General features: G+C 70.4%; 16 protein-coding genes. All 16 read left to right on the forward strand.

Features of this window, described 5'->3' with window-relative positions:
* Positions 1 to 12 precede the first annotated feature (12 nt).
* The 16 genes from DEJ31_RS09430 (at position 13) to dnaE (ending at position 20,179) form a co-directional block, all read left to right on the forward strand.
* Complete coding sequence (locus DEJ31_RS09430) at positions 13 to 1,635, forward strand: Mur ligase family protein (RefSeq protein WP_110903201.1); 1,623 nt, start codon at positions 13 to 15, stop codon at positions 1,633 to 1,635.
* The gene (gene murF / locus DEJ31_RS09435; protein WP_111121735.1) at positions 1,632 to 3,098 is read left to right on the forward strand and encodes a UDP-N-acetylmuramoyl-tripeptide--D-alanyl-D-alanine ligase; all 1,467 of its coding nucleotides are present in this window, start codon (positions 1,632 to 1,634) and stop codon (positions 3,096 to 3,098) included. Before DEJ31_RS09430 ends, murF begins: the two co-directional genes overlap by 4 nt.
* Positions 3,095 to 4,198 (forward strand): phospho-N-acetylmuramoyl-pentapeptide-transferase, encoded by a 1,104-nt coding sequence (mraY, locus tag DEJ31_RS09440; RefSeq protein ID WP_110903093.1) that lies wholly within the window; start codon positions 3,095 to 3,097, stop codon positions 4,196 to 4,198. Before murF ends, mraY begins: the two co-directional genes overlap by 4 nt.
* Entirely contained in the window at positions 4,195 to 5,724 is a 1,530-nt protein-coding gene (gene murD, locus DEJ31_RS09445; RefSeq protein WP_111121736.1) for a UDP-N-acetylmuramoyl-L-alanine--D-glutamate ligase, read from the forward strand. Before mraY ends, murD begins: the two co-directional genes overlap by 4 nt.
* The gene (ftsW, locus tag DEJ31_RS09450) at positions 5,687 to 7,006 is read left to right on the forward strand and encodes a putative lipid II flippase FtsW (protein WP_111121737.1); all 1,320 of its coding nucleotides are present in this window, start codon (positions 5,687 to 5,689) and stop codon (positions 7,004 to 7,006) included. Before murD ends, ftsW begins: the two co-directional genes overlap by 38 nt.
* Entirely contained in the window at positions 7,003 to 8,115 is a 1,113-nt protein-coding gene (gene murG / locus DEJ31_RS09455; RefSeq protein ID WP_111121738.1) for an undecaprenyldiphospho-muramoylpentapeptide beta-N-acetylglucosaminyltransferase, read from the forward strand. The genes ftsW and murG overlap by 4 nt, the downstream gene beginning before the upstream one ends.
* Positions 8,112 to 9,542, forward strand: coding sequence for a UDP-N-acetylmuramate--L-alanine ligase (gene murC / locus DEJ31_RS09460; RefSeq protein WP_110903097.1), 1,431 nt, complete (start codon positions 8,112 to 8,114; stop codon positions 9,540 to 9,542). Before murG ends, murC begins: the two co-directional genes overlap by 4 nt.
* Positions 9,539 to 10,819, forward strand: a complete 1,281-nt coding sequence (locus DEJ31_RS09465) for an FtsQ-type POTRA domain-containing protein (RefSeq protein WP_111121739.1) — start codon at positions 9,539 to 9,541, stop codon at positions 10,817 to 10,819. The genes murC and DEJ31_RS09465 overlap by 4 nt, the downstream gene beginning before the upstream one ends.
* Positions 10,820 to 10,996: 177 nt before the next feature.
* Complete coding sequence (gene ftsZ / locus DEJ31_RS09470) at positions 10,997 to 12,163, forward strand: cell division protein FtsZ (RefSeq protein ID WP_110903099.1); 1,167 nt, start codon at positions 10,997 to 10,999, stop codon at positions 12,161 to 12,163.
* A gap of 115 nt (positions 12,164 to 12,278) precedes the next feature.
* Entirely contained in the window at positions 12,279 to 12,980 is a 702-nt protein-coding gene (locus DEJ31_RS09475; protein WP_181421515.1) for a YggS family pyridoxal phosphate-dependent enzyme, read from the forward strand.
* Between the two features lie 42 nt (positions 12,981 to 13,022).
* Complete coding sequence (locus DEJ31_RS09480) at positions 13,023 to 13,607, forward strand: cell division protein SepF (protein WP_110903100.1); 585 nt, start codon at positions 13,023 to 13,025, stop codon at positions 13,605 to 13,607.
* A gap of 118 nt (positions 13,608 to 13,725) precedes the next feature.
* Entirely contained in the window at positions 13,726 to 14,022 is a 297-nt protein-coding gene (locus DEJ31_RS09485; protein WP_258366247.1) for a YggT family protein, read from the forward strand.
* Positions 14,023 to 14,238: 216 nt separating this feature from the next.
* Positions 14,239 to 14,919, forward strand: coding sequence for a DivIVA domain-containing protein (locus DEJ31_RS09490; protein WP_110903101.1), 681 nt, complete (start codon positions 14,239 to 14,241; stop codon positions 14,917 to 14,919).
* Positions 14,920 to 14,921: 2 nt separating this feature from the next.
* On the forward strand, positions 14,922 to 15,611 hold the full coding sequence (gene lspA, locus DEJ31_RS09495) for a signal peptidase II (RefSeq protein WP_181433498.1): 690 nt from the start codon (positions 14,922 to 14,924) through the stop codon (positions 15,609 to 15,611).
* Positions 15,608 to 16,531: an RluA family pseudouridine synthase gene (locus DEJ31_RS09500; protein WP_111121741.1), complete on the forward strand. Its 924-nt coding sequence runs from the start codon at positions 15,608 to 15,610 to the stop codon at positions 16,529 to 16,531. The genes lspA and DEJ31_RS09500 overlap by 4 nt, the downstream gene beginning before the upstream one ends.
* Before the next feature lie 165 nt (positions 16,532 to 16,696).
* The gene (dnaE, locus tag DEJ31_RS09505; protein ID WP_375334561.1) at positions 16,697 to 20,179 is read left to right on the forward strand and encodes a DNA polymerase III subunit alpha; all 3,483 of its coding nucleotides are present in this window, start codon (positions 16,697 to 16,699) and stop codon (positions 20,177 to 20,179) included.
* Positions 20,180 to 20,225 lie beyond the last annotated feature (46 nt).

Below are 20,225 nucleotides of genomic sequence, written 5' to 3' on the forward strand. Positions count from 1 at the left end.
AAGAAGGAGCACTTGTCAGCACGGATCCCCCCGGTCCTCCGGCCCGAACACCCGACCCCGCGGCCGGTCGCCGAACTCGCGAACGCCTTCGGGCTCCGGGTCGTCGGGTCGCTCGACGGCGTCGAGACGACCGGCGTCACCCTCAGTGCCGCCGAGGTGCAGCCCGGTGACCTGTTCGTCGGCGTCCACGGCGCGAACCGCCACGGCGCAGAGTTCGCCGCTGACGCCGCCGAGCGCGGTGCTGTCGCGGTGCTGACCGATGCCGACGGCGTGGCGGTCGCCGAGCCGTCCGGCCTGCCGGTCCTGGTCGTCGACGACCCCCGGGCAGCGCTCGGGGACGTCTCCGCGTGGGTGTACCGCACGAACCCGGACGAGGCCGAGCTCCCGCAGCTCTTCGCCGTCACCGGGACGAACGGCAAGACGAGCACCTCGTACATCCTCGAAGGCATCCTCAGGCAGCTCGGCCTGGTCACCGGTCTGAGCTCGACCGCCGAGCGCCACATCGGTTCGCTCAGCGTCACCAGCCGTCTCACCACGCCCGAGGCCAGCGAGATGCACGCGCTCCTCGCCCGGATGCGCGAGAGCGAGGTCCGCGCCGTGGCCGTCGAGGTCAGCGCCCAGGCCCTCAGCCGGCACCGCGTCGACGGCATCGTCTTCGACGTCGTGGCGTTCACGAACCTCAGCCACGACCACCTCGACGACTACGCCGACATGGAGGAGTACTTCCAGGCGAAGCTGCCGCTGTTCCAGCCCGAGCACGGCCGGCGCGGTGTCGTCTCGCTCGACACCGACTGGGGCCACCGCGTCGTCCAGGACTGCCGGATCCCGGTGACCACCATCACCGTGCACCCCGAGGTCGAGGCCGAGTGGCACGTCGACATCGTCGAGGCCCACGCCGCGTACACCGAGTTCCGCCTGACCGGACCGGAGGGCCGCGAGCTGATCACCCGCGTCCCGCTGATCGGGTGGCACATGGCGGCCAACGCCGCCCTCGCCATCGTCATGCTCGTCGAGGGCGGGTTCGAGCTCGGGGCGATCGCGCACGCGCTCGAGACCAACCACCGCACCTACGCCGACGAGCGGGACGGCACCGTCGTCAGCGCCATCGAGTGCTACCTGCCCGGTCGCACGGAGCGCGTCTCCGGCAACTCCGGCCCGAGCGTCTACGTCGACTTCGGGCACAGTCCGGACGCCTTCCTCAACACCCTCGCCGCGGTGCGCCAGTTCACGCCCGGCAAGGTCGTCATGCTGTTCGGCGCCGACGGCGACCGCGACACGACGAAGCGTGCGGACATGGCCCGGGTGGCCGCCGAGGGGTCCGACATCCTCGTCGTCACCGACCACCACCCGCGGTTCGAGGACGCCGCGTCGATCCGGAAGACCCTGGTCGATGCCGCCCGCGCCGCGTACCCGGAGCACGAGATCCACGAGGTGAGCCCGCCCGAGGCCGCCATCCGCGCCGCGGTCGCCCTGGTCGGCGAGGGGGACTCGATCCTCTGGGCCGGCCCCGGCCACCAGGACTACCGTGACATCCAGGGCGTGCGGACGCCGTACTCGGCACGTGACGAAGCCCGCGCCGCACTCCGCGAAGCCGGCTGGGAACCGAACTCCGGCCCGGCGGAGGACGCCCGATGATCGCGCTGACCCTCGCCGAGATCGCCGCCGCGGTCGACGGCGAGCTCGTCCACGGTGCCGCCGACTCCAGCGTCGACGGCTCGGTGGAGACGGACTCCCGGCTCGTCGCCCCCGGCAGCGTCTTCTTCGCCCTGCTCGGCGAGGAGACGGACGGACACCGCTTCGTGCCGTCCGCCGCCGCCGCCGGTGCCGCACTGGTGGTCACCGAGCGTGCCGTCGACCTGCCCGCCGACTCCGCCACCGCCCAGATCGTCGTCGCCGACGGGTACGCCGCACTGGCCGCCCTGGCGCACGAGGTCGTCGCGCGCGTCCGCGCCGGCGGGTCACTCCGCGTGGTCGGGATCACCGGCTCGAACGGCAAGACGAGCACGAAGAACATGCTCCGCACGATCCTGTCCCGCGCCGGTGAGACCGTCGCGCCGGAGGGCTCGTTCAACAACCACGTCGGCGCCCCGGTCTCGATGCTCCGCATCACGACGGACACCCGGTTCCTGGTCGTCGAGATGGGCGCGAGCGGCATCGGCCACATCGCGAAGCTCGTCCGCATCGCCGAGCCGGACGTCGGTGTCGTGCTGAAGGTCGGTCTCGCCCACGCCGGCGAGTTCGGCGGGATCGAGGCCACCGAGCGCGCCAAGTCCGAGATGGTCACCGACCTCCCGGCCACCGCGACCGCACTCCTCAACGTCGACGACGACCGCGTGGCGCGGATGCGCGAGCGCACGGACGCCCGCGTGGTCGGCTTCGGCACGTCCGCCGCGGCGGACTACCGCATCAGCGGTGTCACCACGGACCGCGAGGGCACCCGCTTCACGCTCACCGCGCCTCCCGTCGGTGACACCGCGCCGACACCCGACGACGTGACGGGAGGCCCGTCCGACGTCCTCGAGACCGTCGACGTCCGCCTCGCCATCCTCGGCGAGCACCACGCGATGAACGCGGCCGCCGCCCTGACGGTGGCGCACCTCTGGGGTGTGCCGCTCGCCGACGGTGCCGAGGCCCTCGCGTCGATGACGCGTGCCGAGCGCTGGCGCATGGAGTTGCTGCAGGGCCCGGACGGGGTCACCGTCATCAACGACGCCTACAACGCCTCACCCGACTCGACCGCCGCCGCACTGCGGACGCTCGCGCAGGTCGTCCGACCGGGGGAGCGCACCGTCGCCGTCCTCGGCGAGATGGCCGAGCTCGGGGAGTTCTCGGTGGAGGAGCACGACACGATCGGTCGACTCGTCGTGCGCCTCGGCATCGGACAGCTCGTGGTCGTCGGCCGCGGTGCCATGCCCATCCACCAGGCCGCCACCCTCGAGGGATCGTGGGACGGCGAGTCCGTGTTCATCGAGGACGTCGACGACGCCGTCCGTGCCCTCCAGGAACTCGTGCGTCCGGGTGACGTCGTCCTGGTCAAGTCCTCGAAGTCGGCCGGGCTGCGGTTCCTCGGCGACCGCCTCGGAGGTGTCCCCGAATGATCGCGCTCCTCGTCGCCGGCGCTGTGTCGCTGGTGTTCACACTGCTGCTCACGCCGCTGTTCATCAAGCTGTTCCACCGACTCGGGTGGGGGCAGTTCATCCGTGACGACGGTCCGCAGTCGCACCACACGAAGCGTGGCACCGCCACCATGGGCGGCATCGTCCTGATCCTCGGCGCGGTGCTCGGCTACTTCGTCGGACACCTGGTCGGTCGGGACCCGCTGACGCTGTCCGGGCTGCTCGTCCTGTTCCTCATGGTCGGGCTCGGTGTCGTCGGCTTCGTCGACGACTTCCTCAAGGTCCGCCGCCAGCGGAGTCTCGGGCTCGGCGGCTGGGCGAAGGTGCTCGGACAGGTCATCGTCGGTGTGGTCTTCGCCACCATCGCGCTCGTCGTCCCGGCGGACAGCGGCAAGCCGCCGGCATCGACCATGATCTCGGCGATCCGGGACGTCCCGTGGCTCGACTTCATGGCCCTCGGCACGGTCATCGGCACGATCCTGTTCCTGGCGTGGATCGTGCTGCTCACGGTGTCGACCTCGAACGGCGTCAACGTCGCCGACGGGCTCGACGGCCTGGCGACCGGATCGAGCATCCTGGCGATCGGGTCCTACGTCATCATCGGGTTCTGGCAGTCGAACCAGATCTGTGGCGGCGCCCGGATCGACGAGAGCACGAAGCACGCCTGCTACACCGTCACGGATCCGCTCGACCTGGCGGTCGTCGCGGCCGCGGTCTGCGGTGGCCTGATCGGCTTCCTCTGGTACAACACGTCGCCGGCGCAGATCTTCCTCGGCGACACCGGCTCCCTCGGGCTCGGCGGCGCGCTGGCCGGCCTGGCGATCCTCAGCCGCACCGAGCTGCTGCTCATCCTGATCGGCGGCCTGTTCTTCATCGTCACCGGCTCGGTCATCCTGCAGCGGGCGTACTTCAAGATCACGCACGGCAAGCGCATCTTCCGGATGAGCCCCCTGCACCACCACTTCGAGCTCAAGGGCTGGGCCGAGGTCACCGTCGTCGTCCGGTTCTGGATCATCGCGGGGCTCTGCGTCGCGGCCGGGGTCGGACTGTTCTACCTGGAATGGATCGCACGAGTCCAATGAGCGAACGCCTGAACGGTCTCGACAGCTGGCACTCCGAGGGCTGGAAGGGGCTGCGGGTCGCCGTGCTCGGCCTCGGTGCCACCGGGTTCTCGGTGGCGGACACCCTCGCCGAGCTCGGCAGCGACGTCGTCGTCTACTCGACCGACGCCCCCGCCGACAGCGTCGAACTGCTGGACGTCATCGGCGCGCGCTTCGTGCAGACGCCGCTCGACACGGTGCCCGCGGAACTCGTCGAGCAGGCACCCGACCTGGTCGTCGTGTCGCCGGGCCTGCCGCCGCACAACCCCACCGTCGTCTGGGCGCACGAGCACGGCGCGGTCTGGGGCGACATCGAGCTCGCCTGGCGTGTCCGCGACAAGGTCGTGAAGGGCCCGGTCGCCGCTCCGTGGGTGACGATCACCGGGACGAACGGCAAGACCACCACCACGCAGCTGACCACGGCGATGTACGCCGCCACCGGACTGCGCGCCGTGGCCTGCGGCAACATCGGCGTCCCGGTGCTCGACGTGGTCCGCGACCCGGAGGGCTTCGACGTCCTCGTCGTCGAGCTGTCCAGCCACCAGCTGCACTCGATGGCCTCCGAGGGCCCCGGTGCCGTCGTGCCGCTCGCCTCGGCGTGCCTCAACATCGCCGACGACCACCTGGAGTGGCACGGGTCGGCCCAGGCCTACCGCGCGGCGAAGGCGAAGGTCTACGAGCGCACGGTGATGGCCTGCGTCTACAACACCGCCGACGACGTGACCCGCCGCATGGTGGAGGACGCCGACGTCGTCGAGGGCTGCCGCGCGGTCGGCTTCTCGCTCGGCGTGCCGGCCCCCGGTGACGTCGGGGTCGTCGAGGACGTGCTCTGCGACCGCGCCTTCACCGAGGACCGCCGGAACAGCGCGCTCGAGCTCGCGACCGTCGCGGACCTCGAGACCGCCGGGCTCGACAGCCCGCACATGACCGCCAACGTGCTGGCCGCCGCGGCGCTCGCCCGCGCCGGGTCCGTCCCGCCGAGCGCGATCCGCTCCGCCGTGCAGGCCTTCCGCTCGGACCACCACCGCACCGAGTCCGTCGCCACCGCCGGCGGCATCGCCTGGGTCGACGACTCGAAGGCGACGAACCCGCACGCCGCCACCGCCTCGCTGTCGGCGTTCGACTCCGTGGTGTGGATCGTCGGCGGGCTCTTCAAGGGCGTCGACATCGACGGCCTGGTGGAGCGCTTCGGGCCCGGGGTCCGAGGCGTCGTCGTGATCGGCACCGACCGCGCCCCCGTCCTGGAGGCATTCGCACGACACGCGCCGACGGTCCCGCTGCTGCAGGTGGAAGCGCTGGACACTGGACAGGTCATGCCCGAGGCGGTCCGGCATGCCGCATCGGTCGCGAGGCCGGGCGACACGGTCCTCCTCGCCCCGGCCGCCGCGTCCTTCGACCAGTTCGGTTCCTACGCCGACCGGGGCGAACGTTTCGCGGCAGCGGTCCACGAGCACCTGGGAGGCGACGCCGATGGCGACACCGACGGATCTGCCGGCGAACGGCCGTAGTGCCCGAGCCCGTGCCGGAGCAGCGGGAGCCGCAGCCGGCGCCCGTGTGAGTTCCGGGGTGGACGGCGCCCGCCGTCGCTCGAACGGCGCGGTCGTGGCCGTCAAGAACGTCTTCGTGGCCGAGTCCACCACGTTCTACACGATCCTCGGCGTCACGCTCTTCCTCGTCGTCTTCGGCGTCGTGATGGTCCTGTCGTCGTCGAGCGTGGAGGAGTACCGCTACAAGCACGGCTTCTTCGGCGCCTTCGCGAAGCAGGGCCTGTACGCGCTCATCGGCGTGCCGTTGATGCTCGTGGTCAGTCGGCTCTCCGCCGAGTTCTGGCGCCGCTGGGCGATGCGCATCCTCCTTGCCGGGCTCGTCCTGCAGCTGCTGGTGTTCAGCCCGATCGGCATCTCGGTACAGGGCAACCGGAACTGGATCGGCATCGGCGGGTTCACCGCCCAGCCGTCCGAGATCCTCAAGCTCGCCCTGGTGCTCGGCATCGGCGCGGTGCTGTTCCGCAAGCGCGAGAAGCTGCACGACTGGCGTGAGGTCTTCATCCCCGTCGGGCTCGCGACCGCCGTCTCGATCGGGCTCGTCCTGGTCGGCGGCGACCAGGGCACGGCCATGATCATGATGATCCTGGTCTTCGGCAGCCTGTTCGTCGGTGGTGTCCGCCTGCGGCACCTCGCGGTGGGGGTCGTGGCGATCGCGGTCATGCTGCCGATCGTGACCACGGCCTCCAGCTCGCGGCAGTCCCGCATCAGCGCGTGGCTCTCCGGCTGCACCGACTCGAACCAGGCGCAGGACCTCTGCTGGCAGCCCGTCCACGGCATGTGGGCGCTGGCGTCCGGCGGGGTGTTCGGCGTCGGTCTCGGCAACTCGAAGCTCAAGTGGTCGTGGTTGCCCGAGGCGGACAACGACTACATCTTCGCGATCGTCGGCGAGGAACTCGGGCTGATCGGTGCGGTCGTCGTGCTGGCCCTGTTCGTCGTCCTGGCGATCGGCATGATCCGGGTCATCCGCCTGTCCCCGGACCCCTTCGTCCGCACCGTCACCGGCGGCGTCCTCGCCTGGGTGATCGGGCAGGCGCTCGTCAACATCGCGGTCGTGCTGGGGCTCCTGCCGGTGCTCGGTGTGCCGCTCCCACTCATCTCAGCCGGTGGTTCGGCGCTCATCATGACGCTCGTCGCCATCGGAGTCGTGCTGTCCTTCGCACGTGACCTGCCCAGCCGCTCCGGTGGCAGTGTGCGCGGCACCACCGTCCCGGAACCCGGGACACGGAACGGAGCCCTGCGGTGAGCCGCTTCCTCTTCGCCGGCGGCGGGACCGCTGGCCACGTGAACCCGCTGCTCGCGGTCGCCGACCGACTGACCCAGCGGTCCCCGGAGGACGAGGTCCTGGTCCTCGGCACCGCCGAGGGGCTCGAGTCCCGGCTCGTGCCGATGCGCGGGTACGAACTCGTGACGATCCCGCGCTTGCCGTTCCCGCGGAAGGTGAACGGCGCCGCGCTGCGGTTCCCGGGTGCCTTCTGGTCGGCGGTGCGGCGCACCGAACAGATCATCCGCGAGCGCGAGATCGCCGTCGTGCTCGGCGTCGGTGGGTACGCGGCGGCACCGGCGTACGTCGCGGCGAAGCGGACCGGCACGCCGATCGTCGTGCACGAGCAGAACGCCAAGCCGGGGCTGGCGAACCGGATGGCCGCCGTCCTGACGAGCCACGTCGGTGTGACCTTCTCGAACACCAGGCTGCCGCACTCCCGGGTCGTCGGCATGCCCCTGCGCCGGGAGATCGAGCGGCTCGACCGTCGCGCCGAGCGTGCGGCGGGCTTCGCCGAGTTCGGCCTCGACCCGGACCGCCCGGTGCTTCTCGTCACGGGTGGCTCGTCGGGTGCGCGGAGCATCAACCGCACCGTCAACCAGGCTGCGGCGACGATCCTCGGTGCGGGCTGGCAGATCCTGCACGTCGTCGGTGCCGCGTCGGACATCGGCCCGAGCGACCTGGACGGGTACCACGTGCTGCCGTACTGCGACCGGATGGACCTGGCGTACGCCGCGGCGGACTTCGTCGTCTCGCGCTCCGGTGCCGGCATGGTCTGCGAGCTCACCGCGGTCGGACTGCCGAGCGTCCTGGTGCCGTACCCGGTCGGCAACGGCGAGCAGCGGTACAACGCCCGCGACGTGGTCGCCGCCGGGGGAGCGGTGCTCGTGGCCGACCAGGAATTCACGCCGGACTGGATCACGTTGCAGTTGCTGACGATCCTGGAGGACCGTGCCGGCATCGCGGACATGGCCGTCCGCTCCGGCAGTGTCGGACACCGCGACGGAGCCGACCGGATGACGGAACTCGTCCTCAGCGCCGCCCGCACCAGCAGGCGACGCCGCACCAGCAGCACCACGGAGGAAGCATGACCATCAAGCCGGACCTCACCCAGCCGATCCCCGACGACCTGGGCACGGTGCACTTCGTCGGCATCGGCGGGTCCGGCATGAGCGGCATCGCGCGGATGTTCCTGGCCGCCGGTCACCGCGTCACCGGTAGCGACTCCCGCGAGACCGCGACGACCGGCCGGATGCGCGAGCTCGGTGCCGAGGTCCGGATCGGGCACGACGCCGCGAACGTCGGTGACGCCGACACGATCGTCGTCACCAGTGCGCTGTGGCCGGACAACCCCGAGCTCCTCGAGGCGCAACGGCGCGGGCTGCCGGTGCTGCACCGGTCGCAGGCCCTGGCCGCGCTGATCTCCGAGCACCGCCTGGTCGCGGTCGCGGGTGCGCACGGCAAGACCACCTCGACGGGCATGGTCGTCACCGCGCTCGTCGAGCTGGGCCTGGACCCGAGCTTCGTCAACGGCGGCGTCATCCAGTCGCTCGGCACGAGTTCGGCACCGGGCAGCAGCGAGCTGTTCGTCGTCGAGGCGGACGAGTCCGACGGCTCGTTCCTGCTCTACGACGTCGCGATCGCGCTCATCACGAACGTCGACCCCGACCACCTGGACCACTACGGCAGCGAGCAGGCCTTCATCGACGCGTTCGTCGAGTTCGCCGCGAAGGCCCGCGAACGTGTCGTCGTCTCGAGTGACGACGCCGGCGCGGTCCGTGTCACCGAGGGCATCCGTGCCCGTCCCGACGCTCCGGAGATCGTCACCTTCGGCGAGGCCGAGGGAGCCGACGTCCGCATCGAGCGCGTGACCGAGGGGGCGGGGGTGACGGTCGATCTCCGCTGGGGCGGCGCGACCCACCACATCGCCCTCCGTGTACCCGGTCGGCACAACGCCGTCAACGCCGTCGGCGCCTTCGCGGTGCTCGTCGGGCTCGGTGTCGAGCCGGCCGACGCGGTCCGTGGCATCGAGGCGTTCGGTGGCACCGAGCGCAGGTTCGAGCTGCACGGCGTCGAGCGCGGCGTCTCGGTGTACGACGACTACGCCCACCACCCGACCGAGGTCGCCGCGGCCCTGCACGCCGCCCGTGACGTGGTCGGCGCGGGCCGGATCATCGCGATCCACCAGCCGCACCTGTACTCGCGGACGCGGTTGATGGCAGCCGACTTCGCGAAGGTCTACGAGGAACTGGCCGACCACACGGTGGTGCTCGACGTCTACGGCGCGCGCGAGGACCCGGAGCCCGGCGTCACCGGCGCCCTGGTGCAGGAGCGCTTCGCCGACCAGGCCCGCGTCGACTACCTGCCCGACTGGTCCGAGGCCTCGGCCCGTGCGGCTGCGGTCGCCCGGGAGGGCGACATCATCATGACCCTGAGCTGCGGTGACGTGTACCGGATCATCCCGCAGGTCCTGACGGCCCTGCAGACCTCCGACGACGCCGGAGCCGCAGGCCGGTGAAGCGCCCCGAGGGCTTCGACGACCGGGGCGGGGCCGACGAGCGGTCCACCGGCCCGGACGGTCGTGACGGCGTGGCCGGGGGCGGACGTCCGGCTCGCGGCGGCGGCTTCCGGTCGGCGCTGAGCGGCGCCCGGGAGGCCCGGCGTGCCTCGCGCACACCGGTTCCCCGCGACGACGTGGCCGCGTCCACCCCCAGGTCGGACGTCCACCCCGACGGGCTCGACGCGCTGCTGCCGGACCTCCCGGCGGTCGACCTGACGGCGGACGACCACACGCCGGACGACCGCCTGACCGCTCCGGTGCCGCTGGACCGACGCTTGACCGGACACGATGCCGCGCCCGTCGGCACGCCGGGTGCCGCCGCGACGGGTGCCGACGTGACGGAGCCGGGTCGTTCCTCCCGTCCGGGTGCCGGTACCCGCACCGACGTGATCGACGCCCCGGTGTCCACCCACGTGCCGCACGAGACCCCGATCGGTGCCCGCGTCCGCGCTGCCGAGACCGCTCGCGAGGCCCGTGTCGCCCGCAAGCGTCGCCGACTGCTCGAGCGCGCCGAGGTCCGTCGGTTCACCCGCCGCTCCCGGCACCGACGCGCGGCGTGGATCACGGCGGGCGGTGTCGTCGTCGTCCTCGTGGTGTCGATCCTCGTCGCGGTGTTCTCGCCGTTGATGGCCTTGCAGACCATCGAGGTGAAGGGCACCGACCGGGTCGATGCCGCGCAGGTCCGTGCGGCACTGTCGGGTCAGATCGGCACGCCACTCGCCCGCATCGACCTCGACGAGGTGCAGCAGCGCATCGCGGGCTTCCCGCTGATCGAGAGCTACGTGACCGAGGAGGAGCCGCCGCACACCCTGGTCGTCACGGTCACCGAGCGGACCCCGGTCGTCGCGGTGCAGTCCGGGAAGACGTTCGACCTGGTCGACCCGGCCGGCATCGTCGTGCAGTCGACGACGAAGCGGCCGGACGGCATGCCGGTGGCGGACATCGGTCGGGCGGCGCTCGGCAGCACGGTGTTCCGCACGATGACCGAGGTCGTGCTGGCGATGCCCGCCAGTGTGCGTGACCAGGTGTCCGGCATCGCGGCGTCGACGTCGGACGACGTGACCCTCACGATGAGCGACGGGTCGAGCGTGGTGTGGGGGAGCCCGGACGAGTCCGCGGCGAAGGCGACGCTCTTGGCCGCCCTGGTGCAGGACCACGCGGCACGTGACAAGGGCTCGAAGGTCGAGTACGACGTGTCCGCGCCGGACAACGGCATCATCCGACCGCAGGGGTGACCGCGCGCTGCTCGGGCGCGGCGGCGACACGATCTGCGCCGTGATCGGCGACACGCGGCGTGGCGGGTCGTCAGCAGCAGGACGGCACCCGTAGCGTCGGGGCCAGCACCATTCGTAGCAGCTAGAACTCTGAACTTCAAGCACAGGTTGAGGGTTTTGACCGGAGGCCGGACAGACGTGACCACGAACCACAACTACCTCGCCGTCATCAAGGTGGTCGGTGTCGGCGGCGGCGGTGTCAACGCCGTCAACCGCATGATCGAACTCGGCCTCCGCGGCGTCGAGTTCATCGCCATCAACACCGACGCGCAGGCGCTGCTCCTCAGCGACGCCGACGTCAAGCTCGACGTGGGTCGCGAGATCACCCGCGGTCTCGGCGCCGGCGCCGACCCCGAGGTGGGCCGACGTGCCGCCGAGGACCACGCCGAGGAGATCGAGGAAGCCCTCGCCGGTGCCGACATGGTCTTCGTCACCGCCGGTGAAGGCGGTGGCACCGGGACCGGTGGCGCCCCGGTCGTCGCGCGCATCGCGAAGTCGATCGGCGCCCTGACCATCGGTGTGGTCACGAAGCCCTTCGGCTTCGAGGGCAAGCGCCGTCAGTCGCAGGCCGAGAACGGCGTCGCGAGCCTCAAGGACGAGGTCGACACCCTCATCGTCGTGCCGAACGACCGCCTGCTCGAGATCTCCGACCGCGGCATCTCCATGGTCGAGGCCTTCGCCACGGCCGACCAGGTGCTCCTCGCCGGTGTCCAGGGCATCACGGACCTCATCACGACGCCGGGCCTGATCAACCTCGACTTCGCCGACGTGAAGAGCGTCATGCAGGGTGCCGGCTCGGCGCTCATGGGCATCGGTTCCTCGAGGGGTGCCGACCGCGCGATCAAGGCGGCCGAACTCGCCGTCGCGTCGCCGCTGCTCGAAGCCTCGATCGACGGTGCACACGGCGTGCTGCTCTCGATCCAGGGCGGCTCGAACCTCGGCATCTTCGAGATCAACGACGCGGCCCGCCTGGTGCAGGAAGCCGTGCACCCCGAAGCGAACATCATCTTCGGTGCGGTCATCGACGACACCCTGGGCGACGAGGTGCGCGTCACCGTCATCGCCGCGGGCTTCGACGGTGGCGAGCCGTCGCAGCAGCAGCACCAGGAACGTCGCTCGAGCTACGTCGACCCGGACGCCGGCGCCACCGTGCCCGTCACCACCGGCTCGTCCAACCGCATCGAGGACTCCGGGCACTCGACCCCGTCCTGGGCGTCGCAGGAGCACGAGCCGCCGGCGCAGCGCGCCGCCGACCCGGCCTTCGACGACGACGACGAACTCGACGTCCCCGACTTCCTGAAGTGAGCCGTCCGCGCACGTGAGTGACGCCGACCAGCGTGAGCCGAGCCTCCCGTCCGACACCGGACCGGAGGCTCGGCCTGTGTCCGCAGCGTCCGACACCGGACTGGAGGCTCGGCCTGTGTCCGCAGCGTCCGACACCGGACTGGAGGCTCGGCTGGCGTCCGTCCGGGAGGGCATCGGCGACGCGGCTCGCGCCGCCGGCCGCTCCGTCGACGAGCTGACGCTCGTCGTCGTCACGAAGTACCACCCGGCCGCCCTGGTCCGGCAGCTCGCCGTGCTCGGCGTCACGGACGTGGGGGAGAACCGCCACCAGGAGGCGCAGGCCAAGGCCGCGGAACTCGAGGACCTCGGCCTGACCTGGCACTTCGTCGGACAACTGCAGTCGAAGAAGGCCCGGCAGGCCCGCCGGTACGCCCACGTGGTGCAGTCCCTCGACCGAGCGAGCGTCGTGGACGCCTTCGCCCCGACCGAGACCGAGCCGGACCCCCGCGTGCTCGACGGGTTCGTGCAGGTCAACCTGACCGACGACCCCGGTCGTGGCGGGGTCGCACCGGACGACGTCGACGCGCTGGCCGAGCGGGTCCTGGCCACCGGGACCCTGCGCCTCCGCGGTGTGATGGCGGTGGCGCCGCTCGACGAGGAGCCCCGCGCGGCCTTCGCCCGGCTCCGCGCGATCTCCGAGCGCGTGCGCCTGCTCGACCCCGCGGCGACGGACATGTCCGCCGGCATGAGCGGCGACTACGCCGACGCGATCGCCGAGGGCGCGACACACCTGCGGATCGGGACCGCAATCACCGGGAATCGCCCCGCCGCACCATAGCCTCGTCGCAGGGCAACAACGAGCACGACCCCCGGAGGAACCATGGCCAACCCGCTGAAGAAGACGATGGTCTACCTCGGCCTCGCCGACGAGGAACTCGACTACGAGGACGAGCAGCAGGCCGCGCCCACGCAGGCGCGCCAGCAGGCCCCGGCCGCGGCAGCGCAGCAGGAGGCCCCGGCCGCCGCGACGCCCGCTGCCGCCCCGGCCGCCGCCGCTCCCGCAGCTGCCGCCCCGGCCGCCGCACCCGCGAAGCCCCAGCACACCTCCCAGCGCGGCGCGCAGGTCACCCCGCTCCGCCGATCGCACACGACCGCACAGAAGGCGACCCCGGTCCAGGAAATGAACGAGATCCTCACCGTCCACCCGCGCGAGTACAAGGACGCCCAGTCCATCGCCGAGAGCTTCCGTGACGGCATCCCCGTCATCATCAACCTCTCGCAGATGACCGAGGGTGACGCCCGCCGGATGATCGACTTCGCCAGCGGCCTGTCGCTCGGCCTCTACGGCAAGATCGAGCGCGTCACGAACAAGGTCTTCCTGCTCTCCCCCGCGCACATCGCAGTGAGCGGTGAGCCTGCTGAGGTAGAGTCCGACATCGAGGCGAACTTCTTCGCCCAGTCCTGAGCCGCCCGCGCGGTACGGGTGCCCGACCGGCTCCCGGACGACCGCTCGGCACCCAGGCCCACCCGCCCCGTGACCGGTGCCTCCCGGCCCCGGTCACACGAGACGAGCGAGCCGAACCGTGTTCATCTTCACGATCCTCTCCTTACTCCTCACGCTGTACTTCTACGTGATGTGGGGGCGATTCATCCTCGACATCGTGCAGTCGTTCAACCGTTCATGGCGGCCGCAGCGTGCGCTGCTGGTCGTGGCGGAGTTCGTCTACACGGTCACCGACCCGCCCATCAAGGCGGTACGTCGTGTCCTGCCGCCGCTCCGGCTCGGACCCGTCGCACTCGACTTCGGATGGACGATCGTGATGCTCGTCGTGATCATCCTGCGGGTCGTCGTGCAGTCCCTGGCACTGCGCTTCATCTGATCCCGACCCCGTCGAGGGATCCGGCCGGCAGGGTCGCGACACGCGCCACGCGGGCAGCCGACACGGTTCGGAGCCGCCCTCGGTGTACGGTGGTCGGGATCGATGTCCTGCCCTGGCGGGACATCCGCACCGGGACCCCGGCTGGTACGTTCAGCACGGACGGTCCAGCAGGGCCCCCGGTTCCACACGTTCAGCAGTTCTATTGAGGTGACGGCAATGGCTTTGACGCCGGAAGACGTAGTCAACAAGCGGTTCCAGCCGACCAAGTTCCGCGAGGGCTACGACCAGGACGAGGTCGACGACTTCCTCGACGAGATCGTGGCCGAGCTGCGTCGCCTGAACCAGGAGAACGAGGAGCTGCGTCAGCGCCTCGAGTCGGCCGGATCCGCTCCGTCGCTCGCCAAGGACGACGAGCCCGCTCCGACCCAGACGCCCGAGCCGGCCCCGGTCGCCGCCGCTCCGGAGCCCGCACCGGTCGCCGCTGCCGCCCCGGTCACCACGGTGAACCCGGACGAGGACACCGAGGGCACCACGAACCTCCTGACCCTCGCCCGTCGTCTCCACGAGGAGCACGTCCGCGAGGGCGTCGAGAAGCGCGATGCGCTCATCGCCGAGGGCCAGGCCCAGGCCGCCCGCCTCGTGTCCGAAGCCGAGGCAAAGCAGCGCCAGGTCCTCGCCGACACCGAGAACCAGAACCGCCAGCGCGTCGCGGTGCTCGACCAGGAGCGCACGCAGCTCGAGGGCAAGATCGACGAGCTCCGCACGTTCGAGCGCGACTACCGTGCGCAGCTCAAGAGCTACATCCAGAGCCAGCTCTCCGAGCTCGACTCGTCTGCCGGCACCGAGCAGTCCGGCTTCGCGCCGGCCCCGGCCTCGGCGCAGGGCTTCGGCAACTGACGTTGGACCGACCCGTCCCACGAGCGAAGGTCAGTGCACGCGCGATCGCGGCACTGGCCTTCGCCGCTGTCGTGGTGGTGACGCTCGACCAGGTCACCAAGGCACTCGTCGTGGCGAACCTGCCCGAGGGCGTCGTCGTCCCCGTGCTCGGCAACGCGCTGCAGTTCCTTTCTGTGCGGAACCCCGGTGCGGCGTTCTCCTTCGCTGTCAACATGACGTGGGTCTTCTCGCTGATCTCCGCCGCGGTCGTCGTCGCGATCGTCGTCTACGCCCGACGTATCCGGTCGATGTGGTGGGCCATCGTGCTCGGCATGCTCCTCGGCGGGGCGCTCGGCAACCTGTCCGACCGGCTGTTCCGTGAACCCGGCTTCGGGCGCGGACACGTCGTCGACTTCATCTCGACACCGTGGATGATGCCGGCGATCTACAACGTGGCCGACTCGTTCATCTGCGTGAGCATGGTCGTCTTCGTGCTGCTCGTGATCCTCGGGGTGAACCTGGACGGGACGCGAGCCGTCTCCGAGAAGCAGCAGCGCGCGATGACCGAGGCTTCTGCGACCGACGTTGCGGGGTCCGCCGCGACGGGGTTCGGCTCTGCGGCTCCCGAGTCGGGGACCGCGTCCGACGCTCCGGGCGCCAGCCGCGCCTCCCGACCGTCCACTGACGGCCCGCTCGGCCACGACGCGACGTGAGCGAGCAGCGTCAGCTGCCCGTCCCGGACGGGCTCGCCGGTGAGCGTGTCGACGCCGCCATCGCCAAGCTCCTCGGTTTCAGTCGCTCCTTCGCGGCCGACGTCGTCGCGGCGGGCGGGGTGCGGGTCAACGGCGTCGTCGCCGAGAAGTCCGACCGCCTGCACGCCGACGCGTGGCTCGAGGTCGAGTGGACCCCGAAGGAAGCCCCGCGGATCATCCCGGTGGAAGTCCCCGGCATGACGGTCGTGCACGACGACGAGGACATCGTCGTCGTCGACAAGCCCGTCGGTGTCGCCGCACACCCCTCGCCCGGCTGGGACGGGCCGACCGTGCCCGGAGGCCTCGCCGCCGCCGGCTTCACGATCGCGACGTCCGGCGCCGCCGAACGCGCCGGCATCGTGCACCGACTCGACGTCGGCACCTCCGGGTTGATGGTCGTGGCGAAGACCGAGCTGGCGTACACGCACCTGAAGCGGGCGTTCAAGGAGCGCACGGTCGAGAAGGTCTACCACGCGCTCGCGCAGGGACACCCGGACCCCACCTCCGGCACGATCGACGCCCCCATCGGGCGGCACCCCTCGAGCGACTGGAAGTTCGCGGTCACCGCGGACGGCAAGCCGAGCGTCACGCACTACGCGACCCTCGAGGCGTTCCGGTCCGCGACGCTGCTCGAGGTCCACCTCGAGACCGGCCGCACGCACCAGATCCGTGTGCACATGGCGGCGACCCGGCACCCACTGGTCGGCGACACGACGTACGGCGCCGACCCGGTGCTCGCGGAGGAGCTCGGGCTCACGCGGCAGTGGCTCGACGCGATCCGCCTCGGCTTCGCGCACCCGCGCACGGGGGAGTGGGTCGAGTTCCAGGCGTCGTACCCGGACGACCTGCAGCTGGCGCTCGACCGCATCCGCGCGGCCTGAGGAACGGGTACGACGAGCGGCCACGCCGGGCCGCGCTGCGACACGCTCGGGATCGTCGTCGGTCGCGGTTAGGCTGTCCACACCCCACCGCAGACCGTACGAACCGGAGGTTCCGTGTCGGATTCCGACTCCTTCGTCCACCTGCACGTGCACAGCGAGTACTCGATGCTCGACGGTGCCGCCAGGCTCTCGGACCTCGTGGCGGAGACCGCCGCGCAGGGCATGCCGGCCGTGGCGGTGACGGATCACGGCAACATGTTCGGCGCCTTCGAGTTCTGGAAGACCGCGAAGGCCGGCGGGGTCAAACCGATCATCGGGACAGAGGCGTACATCACGCCGCGGACCCACCGGAGCGACAAGACCCGTGTGCGCTGGGGTGACGGCGGTGGCGACGACGTGTCCGGTGCCGGTTCCTACACGCACATGACGATGTTCGCCGAGAACACGACCGGCATGCACAACCTGTTCCGGCTGTCGTCGAAGGCGTCGCTCGAGGGCTACTACTTCAAGCCGCGCATGGACATCGAGCTGCTGCAGGAGTACCACCAGGGCATCATCGCGACGACGGGCTGCCCCTCGGGAGAGATCCAGACCCGGCTGCGCCTCGGGCAGTACGACGAAGCCGTCCAGGCTGCGGCCGACTACCGGGACATCTTCGGCAAGGAGAACTACTTCGCCGAGGTCATGGACCACGGGCTCGAGATCGAACGTCGCATCATGAGCGACCTGATCCGGCTCGCCAAGGACCTGGACATCCCACTCGTGGGCACGAACGACCTGCACTACACGCACGCCCACGACGCCACGTCGCACGCCGCGCTGCTCTGCGTGCAGTCCGGGTCGACGCTGAACGACCCGAACCGCTTCAAGTTCGACGCCGACGAGTTCTACCTCAAGACCCCGGCGCAGATGCGGCACGTCTTCCGCGACAACCTCGAGGCCTGCGACAACACGCTGCTCATCGCCGAGCGGTGCAACGTCGAGTTCGACACCTCGGCGAACTACATGCCGAAGTTCCCGGTGCCCGAGGGCGAGACCGAGCACTCGTGGTTCGAGAAGGAGGTGGCGAAGGGGCTGGAGTACCGCTACCCCGGCGGCATCCCGGCCGAGGTCCAGGAGCGCGCTGACTACGAGGTCGGCATCATCAACCAGATGGGGTTCCCGGGCTACTTCCTGGTCGTCGCGGACTTCATCAACTGGTCGAAGAACAACGGCATCCGCGTCGGACCCGGCCGTGGTTCCGGCGCCGGCTCGATGGTCGCGTACGCCATGCGCATCACCGACCTCGACCCGATCCGACACGGGTTGATCTTCGAGCGCTTCCTCAACCCGGACCGGGTCTCGATGCCCGACTTCGACGTCGACTTCGACGACCGGCGCCGCGGTGAGGCGATCAAGTACGTCACCGAGAAGTACGGGTCGGAACGCGTCGCGCAGATCGTCACGTACGGCACGATCAAGGCCAAGCAGGCGCTGAAGGACTCCTCGCGCGTCCTCGGCTTCCCGTTCGGCATGGGCGAGAAGCTCACCAAGGCGATGCCGCCACCCGTGATGGGCAAGGACATCCCGCTCACCGGGATCTTCGACAAGGACCACCCGCGCTACAAGGAAGCCGTCGACGTCCGCACCGTCGTCGAGACCGACCCGGAGGCCAAGACCGTCTTCGACACGGCGCTCGGCCTCGAGGGGCTGAAGCGCCAGTGGGGCGTCCACGCCGCCGGCGTCATCATGTCGAGCGACCCGCTGATCGACATCATCCCGATCATGAAGCGGGAGCAGGACGGCCAGATCGTCACGCAGTTCGACTACCCGGCAGCGGAGTCGCTCGGCCTGATCAAGATGGACTTCCTGGGGCTCCGCAACCTCACGATCATCAGCGACGCCCTCGACAACATCAAGACCAACCGCGGCATCGACCTGGACCTCGAGCACATGGGGCTCGAGGACCCCGAGGCGTACGCGCTCCTGCAGCGCGGCGACACCCTCGGTGTCTTCCAGCTCGACGGCGGGCCCATGCGCGGCCTCCTCCGCCTGATGAAGCCGGACAACTTCGAGGACATCTCCGCACTCATCGCGCTGTACCGCCCGGGGCCCATGGGTGCGAACTCGCACACCAACTACGCGCTCCGCAAGAACGGTGAGCAGGCGATCACCCCGATCCACCCCGAGCTCGAAGAACCGCTCGCGGAGATCCTCGGCGGCACCTACGGCCTGATCATCTACCAGGAGCAGGTGATGGCGATCGCGCAGAAGGTCGCCGGCTTCTCGCTCGGCCAGGCGGACATCCTGCGCCGCGCCATGGGCAAGAAGAAGAAGTCCGAGCTGGACAAGCAGTACGCGGGCTTCCACCAGGGCATGATCGACAATGGCTACGGCGAAGCGGCGATCAAGACGCTGTGGGACATCCTGCTGCCGTTCTCGGACTACGCGTTCAACAAGGCGCACTCTGCCGCGTACGGCGTGGTCTCGTTCTGGACCGCGTACCTGAAGGCCCACTACCCGGCCGAGTACATGGCCGCCCTGCTCACCAGCGTCGGCGACGCCCGCGACAAGCTCGCGCTGTACCTCAACGAGTGCCGCCGGATGGGCATCAAGGTCATGCCGCCGGACGTCAACGAGTCCATCGGGTTCTTCGCCGCCGTCGGCGACGACATCCGCTTCGGCATGGGCGCGATCCGGAACGTCGGCTTCAACGTCGTCGACGACATCGTCGCCGCCCGCCAGGAGAAGGGCGCGTTCGAGTCCTTCCACGACTTCCTGAGGAAGATCCCGATCTCGTCCGCGAACAAGCGGACGGTCGAGTCGCTCATCAAGGCCGGTGCTTTCGACGGTTTCGGGGACAGCCGCCGTGCCCTGGTCGAGATCCACGAGGGCGCGGTCGAAGCCGCGGTGAAGGTCAAGCGCGACGAGCTCCACGGCAACGTCGGCTTCGACTTCGACTCGCTGTTCGCCGAGGTCGCCGAGGAGCACCCGGCATCCCTCACGGTGTCGCAGGTCCCGGAGCGACCGGAGTGGTCCAAGCGCGACAAGCTGGCGTTCGAGCGGGACATGCTCGGGCTCTACGTCTCCGACCACCCGCTGGCCGGGCTCGAGATCGAGCTCGCCAAGCACCAGTCGGTCACCATCGCGGACCTGCTCGTCGCCGACGACTCCATCGAAGGTGAGACGGTCACCGTCGCCGGACTGCTGACCAGCGTGCAGCACCGGGTGGCGAAGACCAGCGGCAACCCGTACGGCATCGTCGACATCGAGGACTTCGGCGGGCAGATCGGCGTCATGTTCCTGGGCAAGACCTACCAGGAGTTCGGGCCGTCACTCGTGCCGGACTCGATCGTCGTCCTGCGCGGCCGGGTCAACGTCCGCGACGACGGCAAGGCGCTGCACGCGGTGAGCATGTTCCAGCCGAACGTCGGCGACGCGATGGGGTCGGGGCCGCTGACCCTGTCCCTGCCCGAGCGGCAGGCGACCACCCGGACGGTGACCGAACTGGCCGCAGTCCTCGGACGACACCAGGGCGACACCGAGGTGCGGTTGAAGCTCCTCAAGGACGACGTGGCCCGGACCTTCGAGCTGCCCTTCCCGGTGAACCTGACGCCGGACCTGTTCGGGGAGCTGAAGAGCCTGCTCGGGCCGCGCTGCCTCGTGTAGCGCCGGGGACGGACGTGACGGGAGGCCCGTGGCGGGTTCGCCACGG

The sequence above is a fragment of the Curtobacterium sp. MCPF17_031 genome, assembly GCF_003234035.1.
In the GTDB taxonomy this organism is placed as follows: domain Bacteria; phylum Actinomycetota; class Actinomycetes; order Actinomycetales; family Microbacteriaceae; genus Curtobacterium.

Excerpts from the sequence above, each read along its gene's own strand:
- DEJ31_RS09480 (WP_110903100.1), top strand. The coding sequence starts at position 13,023 with ATGGCCAACCCGCTGAAGAAGACGATGGTCTACCTCGGCCTCGCCGAC.
- DEJ31_RS09490 (WP_110903101.1), top strand. The coding sequence starts at position 14,239 with ATGGCTTTGACGCCGGAAGACGTAGTCAACAAGCGGTTCCAGCCGACC.
- murD (WP_111121736.1), top strand. The coding sequence starts at position 4,195 with ATGAGCGAACGCCTGAACGGTCTCGACAGCTGGCACTCCGAGGGCTGG.
- murF (WP_111121735.1), top strand. The coding sequence starts at position 1,632 with ATGATCGCGCTGACCCTCGCCGAGATCGCCGCCGCGGTCGACGGCGAG.
- murC (WP_110903097.1), top strand. The coding sequence starts at position 8,112 with ATGACCATCAAGCCGGACCTCACCCAGCCGATCCCCGACGACCTGGGC.
- mraY (WP_110903093.1), top strand. The coding sequence starts at position 3,095 with ATGATCGCGCTCCTCGTCGCCGGCGCTGTGTCGCTGGTGTTCACACTG.
- ftsW (WP_111121737.1), top strand. The coding sequence starts at position 5,687 with ATGGCGACACCGACGGATCTGCCGGCGAACGGCCGTAGTGCCCGAGCC.
- dnaE (WP_375334561.1), top strand. The coding sequence starts at position 16,697 with ATGCTCGACGGTGCCGCCAGGCTCTCGGACCTCGTGGCGGAGACCGCC.